The sequence below is a fragment of the Allorhizobium sp. Av2 genome, assembly GCF_021462805.2.
In the GTDB taxonomy this organism is placed as follows: domain Bacteria; phylum Pseudomonadota; class Alphaproteobacteria; order Rhizobiales; family Rhizobiaceae; genus Allorhizobium; species Allorhizobium vitis_G.
Window position 1 is genome coordinate 3,011,910 of record NZ_CP192696.1, and the last position, 8,091, is coordinate 3,020,000.

At 53.7% G+C, this 8,091-nt stretch carries 2 protein-coding genes, 1 tRNA gene and 2 rRNA genes; 1 reads left to right on the forward strand and 4 read right to left on the reverse strand.

Going from position 1 to position 8,091, the window contains the following annotated elements; translation table 11 throughout:
* Positions 1 to 5 precede the first annotated feature (5 nt).
* Positions 6 to 2,342, forward strand: a complete 2,337-nt coding sequence (locus FS819_RS14140; RefSeq protein WP_070167102.1) for a polysaccharide biosynthesis tyrosine autokinase — start codon at positions 6 to 8, stop codon at positions 2,340 to 2,342.
* A 209-nt stretch (positions 2,343 to 2,551) separates the two neighbouring features.
* Here FS819_RS14140 and FS819_RS14145 read toward each other — a convergent pair whose 3' ends face one another.
* The 4 genes from FS819_RS14145 to FS819_RS14160 all read right to left on the reverse strand — a co-directional run bounded on the left by FS819_RS14145 (position 2,552) and on the right by FS819_RS14160 (position 7,822).
* Positions 2,552 to 3,784, reverse strand: coding sequence for a pyruvate kinase (locus FS819_RS14145; RefSeq protein ID WP_234625134.1), 1,233 nt, complete (start codon positions 3,782 to 3,784; stop codon positions 2,552 to 2,554).
* Positions 3,785 to 4,361: 577 nt separating this feature from the next.
* Positions 4,362 to 4,438 (reverse strand) — tRNA-Met (locus FS819_RS14150).
* Positions 4,439 to 4,568: 130 nt separating this feature from the next.
* Positions 4,569 to 4,683, reverse strand: a 5S ribosomal RNA gene (rrf, locus tag FS819_RS14155).
* A gap of 340 nt (positions 4,684 to 5,023) precedes the next feature.
* Positions 5,024 to 7,822: ribosomal RNA gene (locus FS819_RS14160) — 23S ribosomal RNA — on the reverse strand.
* Positions 7,823 to 8,091: the final 269 nt, after the last annotated feature.

The window sequence follows — 8,091 nt, forward strand, 5'->3', positions numbered from 1 at the left end:
GCCCCATGAACGAGAGAAGTTATCCCTATAAAGCCGTTCTGCAACGGGAGCAGCCTGAAGCCGATTCCTTTATCGATCTTGATAAACTGCTGACCATTGCCGTGCGCAGGGCCAGGATCGTCGGTCTGTCGATCGCCCTCTTCGTGATGCTCGGCATTACCTATCTCCTCTTCACGACGCCCTATTATACGTCGATGACGCAGATCCTGCTGGATGACAGCCTGTCGCGCTACACGCAGGACGACAAGGCAGCGCCCGGTGACCGTTCCCAGGCCGATACGGAACTGGCCAGCGCCGTGGAAATCCTCAAATCCAACAGCATGGCCCTGCGGGTCGTTGACGAGGCCAAGCTCAGTGATAACGAGCTGGTCACCAATCCCCCCGCCTCGCCAGTATCCTTCGTCAAGGACATGTTGAGGTCCGTGAAAAGGCTGGTCAGCCCTGGACCGAAATTGACCGATGCGGAAATCGCAGCAGGCAAGCGCGGCAAGGCCGCTGCCATGCTACAGCAGAACATTACCGTGGAACGGGTGATGCGAAGTGCGGTCATTGCCGTATCCTATCGCTCTCCCGACCCTCTGCTGTCGGCGAAAGTCACCAAAGCCTACGCAGATGCCTTTCTGACCGATCAGTTGAACGCCAATTTCGATGCCAGTGAGCGAGCAACGCTGTGGCTGCAAGGTCGCTTGGACGATCTGGCAAAGCGTGCCCAGTTGGCCTCGCTGGACGTTGAAAAATACAAGGCAGAAAACGGCCTGACCCAAACGGGCGGCGAACTGATGTCCGAACAGCAGTTGACCGACCTCAACAAACAGCTGATCGTTGCCCAGGCCGATGCGGCAAGCGCCCAGGCCCGCTACGAGCAATATAAAAGCATCGTCACGCAAGGCCCGCAAAATGCGGTGAAGAATGCCATCGTTTCCGGACAGGCTGGCGCCAACCAGGTGCTTCAGGATCTGCGAAGCCGGTATTTGTCGATCGAAAAGCGTGAACAGGATATCGTTGCCAATTTTGGCCCGACCCATCCCCAGGCCAAAGCACTGAAGGCTGAAAAAGACAATGTCGGCGGCCAGATTTTCCAGGAACTGCAACAGCTGACATCAAGCTATGGCAATGAATTCGACGTTGCCAAATCGCGCGAGCAATCGCTGCGCGGCAGCCTGGAAAAGTTGACCGGCACAAATTCCGATGCCAATCGATCGCTGGTGCATCTGAAAGAGCTTGAGCAGAAATCGTCAGCGCTCAAAACCCTCTATGAAGCTTTCCTGAATCGCTACGAAGTGGCCAGCCAAAGCCAGTCCTTGCCAGCGGCCAAAGCGCGGGTCATCTCGGAGGCTGGTATACCCGCCTCACCATCCAGCCCTAAAAAGACAATGGTGATTGCTCTTTCCATGGTTCTCGGCCTGATGGTCGGTGCCGGGCTAGCCTTTCTTCAGGAAATGCAGGAGCGGTATTTCCGGCTGGAAAGCGATGTGCGCACCACACTTGGCCAAAAATCGCTAGGTTACCTGCCCCGTCTCGGTCCAAAGTTGAAAAAGGCAATCAACCCCAAACTCGCCCGCTGGCGTCAAAAAGCGCCTAAGGGAGCAACTGTCGTTCCTGGGGCAGAAAATGTATCACTCGACAGAATGATGCGAACCGTAATCGAAGCGCCCCGGTCCGCCTTTACCGAAACCCTGCGCAATACCAAGCTTGCCACCGATATTATCCTGCAGGGTAAGACAAGCCGCGTGATCGGTATTCTGTCGGCGCTGCCTGGTGAAGGTAAGTCCACGGTTGCAGCAAATTTCGCCGTTCTGCTTGCCTCCAGCGGCAAGCGGACATTGCTGATCGACGCCGACTTGCGCAATCCGAGCCTTAGCCGGCTTCTACAGCCCGCCCCGAAAACCGGCCTCGTGCAAGCCGTGCTTGGTGAGGTCTCCTGGCAGGATTGTATCAAGGTGGATCAGGAAACGAAACTTGCCGTCCTGCCTATCGTTCCAGGCGCAGCAGCCAGATCTCTGGCGCATACCAACGAGCTCATTGCATCACCTGGAATGAATGCCTTGCTCGAAAATGTTCGCCAATCGTTCGATTACATTATCGTCGACCTTGCGCCACTTGGCCCGGTCGTCGATGCAAAGGCCTTCGCGCCCCTGGCAGATGGCTTTGTGTTTGTTGTCGAATGGGGCAAGACACCAAAGAAGCTGGTCTCCGATCTACTCGAAGCAGAACCGCATATCAGCAATAAGGTCCTTGGCGTTCTCTTGAACAAGACCGATATGCAGACCCTGACCCGCTATAGCGATTTTGGCGGTTCGGAGAAATTCCGTAAACAATACAACAAATACTACGTGGAATAAGCGCTGTAACGGCGACCCACAAAACAACAATTGAAATATATTTGACCCTCTCCGCCAGCGCCGAGAGGGTCAAATATCAGAAGATGATAGCGACTAGAGCATCGTACAGAAAATCGGAACCAGCACGATGCTCTAGGTTTTTGTTTGCGCATCGGATTTATCCGAAAACCGGTTCCCACTTTTCGGTCCGATGCTCTAGAAATCGTCCGCTACCATGATTTCAAGGCGCGAAGCGTCGGGGTCTTCTTGAACACATGTCCGTCCATACGGGCAAGAAGACTATCGAGAAGGCTCACTGCCTCACCCACCGCAGGCCCCTTGTTCAGCATCACACATTCGGCGCGGGCGGCCATGGCGGCATCAGTCATCTCTCCACGGGAGGGCAGACCTGTTTTGACAAGATCTTCGAGAACCTGGGTCGCCCATATGGTGGGTACAGCCGCAGCCTCGCAGAGCCACAACAACTCCTCCTGCATTTCCGCTACGCGCTCAAAGCCGATTTCAGCCGCAAGATCACCCCGCGCGATCATCACGCCAAACGGGCGGTTGCGGCATCGGGCTCGCACGATCAATTCCGGCAGGTTGGTCACAGCCTGCGGCTGCTCGATCTTGGCAATCACGCCAAGCGGCTGCAACCGAGCCGGAAATTTTGCCAGTGCATCCTCCAAGAGGTCGATGTCATTGGCATGACTGACAAAGGAATAGCCCAGCATATCCGCCTGTGCCATAACGGTTTCTAGATCGGAATAGTCTTTCGTCGTCAGCGGCGAAAGACCAAGCGCTGTATCGGGCAGATTTAAACCCTTTTCGGGCTTGAGTTTGACACCACCGGTTTTGGTATGGGTTACACGAATGACCGCTTCGTTTGGACCCGTTTCTTCGACGACACCTTCAAGCTTGCCGTCATCATATCGAACCCGATGGCCCACAGCGACGCGGGTGACGATTTCGGGAACCGACACGGTCGCCGCAAACCCGACATCCTCTGTTGGTCGCGGCTTTCCTTGCGCAACCAATCTGAGGCTGTCCCCGACCTGAAGTTTGCGCTTCTCCCCCGCAACGGCTTCCGTGCGAATTTTTGGTCCTGCGATATCCATCAACACGGTGAGTTTATGACCAATGATCTCTGACGCCGCGCGGACGTGGCCTGCGATCTTTGTCCACGCCTTCTCGTCATCATGTGCACAATTGATCCGGGCAATGTCCATCCCGCGTGCGGCGAGATCAAGCACAAAATCCGGCTGATCAGCCGCCTCGCTCGGCATGGTCACCATGATCCGCCCACGGCGAGAAGAGCGGGCTGGTCCAAGCAATTCCTCTGTTGCCGCCCGCAACGATCGCTCTCCGGCAAAGAATTTACTCTCTGACAGTTCATCCAGGTGTGACGCAACACCTTGTAGTCCCGACAGCGCAGCGGAGACGGCATCCAAGGTTGGAAGCACGCGACTTTCCAGACGTCCCAAAGACGACAGCCCTCTCCACATCAACTCGCGCTGCAAAACACGAAGGTCACGGTGGCGCAGTGAAAGATAGTGACAAAGGTTCTCAATCGCTGGTCTATGTTGCGCGGGAACCACCGCTGAGCCGCACAGACCTTGCAACAAATCTTGCGCATGAGCAGCAATGTCAGCGCGAAGGTCAATAACGTCGCGATGCAATGCCTCCAAGGCGATTGAATTCTCGTTCGAAGCGGAATTAAACTGTGCCATCGCCACCATCCTCGATTTATCCAGAAGACATAAGCCTTCCGGACATAAATGACTGATGTCTGCTCACACCGCTTTGCGCTACGTCAACCCCCTCGCAAATTACACAAAAGCAATTTCGAAAAGCGGTAGCATCGAAATTGAGGGTGTTTACGAGGTTAAGCCGAGGGCTAGATTCCCGACGAAACCATACATGGCATGGCCCAGAGCTTACTTCAAAATGGATTATTTCAACGAGGCTAGGTCACCATGACAATGACAAACGCCAAGCCCCTGCGGTTGAGGGGCTTTGATGGTATTGCGGTGATTTATTTGGTTGCGGGGGCAGGATTTGAACCTGCGGCCTTCAGGTTATGAGCCTGACGAGCTACCGGGCTGCTCCACCCCGCGTTATATTTTAGTGTATTTTTCAACGTAAGAAGGGTCGCTTTATGCGACCCTTTTTGTTGTCGGCAGGGCCGAATTTTTGGAGAGAAGATGATTGATTTGATTGATGTCTTTACAACATTGCCATTAGCAGACCTGGCAGCGACCTACTCTCCCGCGTCTTAAGACGAAGTACCATTGGCGCAGGGGCGTTTCACGGCCGTGTTCGGAATGGGAACGGGTGCGGCCGCCCCGCCATGACCACCAGGTCAGCTAAGGGCAATGTTGATGCTCTCGCATCAACATTGTTCCCTTTTCTTTGGCAAACCCATCTTCTTCGCTTGCGCTCAGAAGGGTGCCAAAGCGTTGATACGGAACCGTATTGATGCTTTGCATAATTGAGAAGCTGGTGGGCGTTGCCCGTTTTCTTATTGTGTGAACACGTCTTTTTTGTTTCCGTGGCCGTGACGAGCTCCGCTCGCAAGGCCAAGGGCCGTCGCACCTGATGGTGCGGGCCGTCCGCAGCGAAGGCTCAAAGAGCCGACAGCGTCAGGACAAAACAGATGGCATCATCAAAGCCGAAGGCTTTGATGAGCATGGTCAATGAGAACGATTAAGCCAATCGAGCTATTAGTAACGGTAAGCTTCGCAGGTTACCCTGCTTCCACACCCGTCCTATCAACGTGGTCGTCTTCCACGGCTCTGATAGGGAATACTCGTTTTCAGGTTGGTTTCCCGCTTAGATGCCTTCAGCGGTTATCCATTCCATATATAGCTACCCTGCTATGCCGTTGGCACGACAACAGGTCCACCAGAGATATGTCCATCCCGGTCCTCTCGTACTAGGGACAGATCCTGTCAATATTCCTACACCCACGGCAGATAGGGACCGAACTGTCTCACGACGTTCTGAACCCAGCTCACGTACCGCTTTAATTGGCGAACAGCCAAACCCTTGGGACCTGCTCCAGCCCCAGGATGCGATGAGCCGACATCGAGGTGCCAAACAACCCCGTCGATATGGACTCTTGGGGGTCATCAGCCTGTTATCCCCGGCGTACCTTTTATCCGTTGAGCGATGGCCCTTCCACGCGGGACCACCGGATCACTATGACCGACTTTCGTCTCTGCTCGACTTGTCAGTCTCGCAGTCAGGCGGGCTTATGCCATTGCACTCGACGACCGATTTCCGACCGGTCTGAGCCCACCATCGCGCGCCTCCGTTACTCTTTCGGAGGCGACCGCCCCAGTCAAACTACCCACCATACACTGTCCCGGATCCGGATAACGGACCGCGGTTAGACATCCATGACGATAAGGGTGGTATTTCAAGGATGGCTCCACTCGAACTGGCGTCCAAGCTTCAAAGCCTACCACCTATCCTACACATGCCGACACGAATGCCAGTGTAAAGCTATAGTAAAGGTGCACGGGGTCTTTCCGTCTGACCGCAGGAACCCCGCATCTTCACGGGGAATTCAATTTCACTGAGTCTATGTTGGAGACAGCGGGGAAGTCGTTACGCCATTCGTGCAGGTCGGAACTTACCCGACAAGGAATTTCGCTACCTTAGGACCGTTATAGTTACGGCCGCCGTTTACTGGGGCTTCAATTCAAAGCTTGCACCTCTCCTTTTAACCTTCCAGCACCGGGCAGGCGTCAGACCCTATACGTCGTCTTGCGACTTCGCAGAGCCCTGTGTTTTTGATAAACAGTCGCTACCCCCTGGTCTGTGCCACCCCTCTCCACTTGCGTAAAAAGGGGTCACGCTTCTTCCGAAGTTACGCGTGCAATTTGCCGAGTTCCTTCAACATAGTTCTCTCAAGCGCCTTGGTATACTCTACCTGACCACCTGTGTCGGTTTCGGGTACGGTCTATACGGTGGAGCTATTTCCTGGAACCACTCCACTGCACAATCAATCCAGTAAGACTGTACAATTTGTGTGATCCGTCACTACCACCAGGCCCACGAATATTAACGTGGTTCCCATCGACTACGCATTTCTGCCTCGCCTTAGGGGCCGGCTAACCCTGCTCAGATTAACTTTAAGCAGGAACCCTTGGTCTTTCGGCGAGGGGGTCTCTCACCCCCTTTATCGTTACTCATGTCAACATTCGCACTTCCGATACCTCCAGGATGTCTCACGACTGTCCCTTCACAGGCTTACGGAACGCTCCGCTACCACGTGCATTACTGCACATCCTCAGCTTCGGTGCATGGCTTTAGCCCCGTTACATTTTCGGCGCAAAGACCCTTATTTAGACCAGTGAGCTGTTACGCTTTCTTTAAATGATGGCTGCTTCTAAGCCAACATCCTGGTTGTTTTGGGATCCTCACATCCTTTCCCACTTAGCCATGACTTGGGGACCTTAGCTGGAGGTCAGGGTTGTTGCCCTCTTCACGACGGACGTTAGCACCCGCCGTGTGTCTGCCGATTAGTACTCTCAGGTATTCGGAGTTTGGTTAGGATCAGTAAGACGGTGAGTCCCCATAGCCCATCCAGTGCTCTACCCCCTGAGGTATTCGATCGACGCACTACCTAAATAGTTTTCGCGGAGAACCAGCTATTTCCGAGTTTGATTGGCCTTTCACCCCTAACCACAAGTCATCCCAATCTATTGCAACAGATGCGGGTTCGGTCCTCCAGTTGGTGTTACCCAACCTTCAACCTGCTCATGGCTAGATCACTCGGTTTCGGGTCTAATGCAACTAACTCAATCGCGCTATTAACACTCGCTTTCGCTGCGCCTACACCTACCGGCTTAAGCTTGCTAGTTACACTAAGTCGTTGACCCATTATACAAAAGGTACGCAGTCAGGCTTTCGCCCTCCTACTGTTTGTAGGCATCCGGTTTCAGGTTCTATTTCACTCCCCTTGTCGGGGTGCTTTTCACCTTTCCCTCACGGTACTTGTTCGCTATCGGTCATGCACGAGTACTTAGGCTTGGAGAGTGGTCTCCCCATGTTCGAACAGGATTTCACGTGTCCCGCCCTACTCTAGGACAATGAGTGTTCTACGCGTACGGGGCTGTCACCCACTATGGCCAAGCTTTCCAACTTGTTCCGCTTTATTCCTCATTGCCACTGGCCTGGTCCGTGTTCGCTCGCCACTACTTACGGAGTCTCGGTTGATGTCCTTTCCTTCGGGTACTTAGATGTTTCAGTTCCCCGAGTTCGCTTCTTACCCCTATGTATTCAGGATAAGATACCTTATTAACAATGCTTAGAAACCCAAGCCGTCATCACTGACAGTTTGGATTTTCTAAGCATTTAAGGTGGGTTTCCCCATTCGGAAATCCATGGATCAAAGCTTATTCGCAGCTCCCCACGGCTTATCGCAGCGTATCACGTCCTTCATCGCCTGTGCATGCCAAGGCATCCACCAAATGCCCTTACGACACTTAATCGTTCTCATTGCCAATGCTCATCATCTCGCTGTCGCCTCCAAAGGAAACGAGCAACAGGCCGGGTTACCTTTTACAACCCAACCAAACCAATGATGCCATCGACGTGTTCGATAGATCTGCTTTATTGGAGCTACGCCGAGCAGCTCACTTGCAGTCTATCTTAAGACCAGCTTCTCGAGATCAAATCCGGTACCGCGCGGTCAGGCAACGGTAATCCGATCATTCATCAGACATCGTCAAAGACGATGAACAACGAACGATCCAGAGTG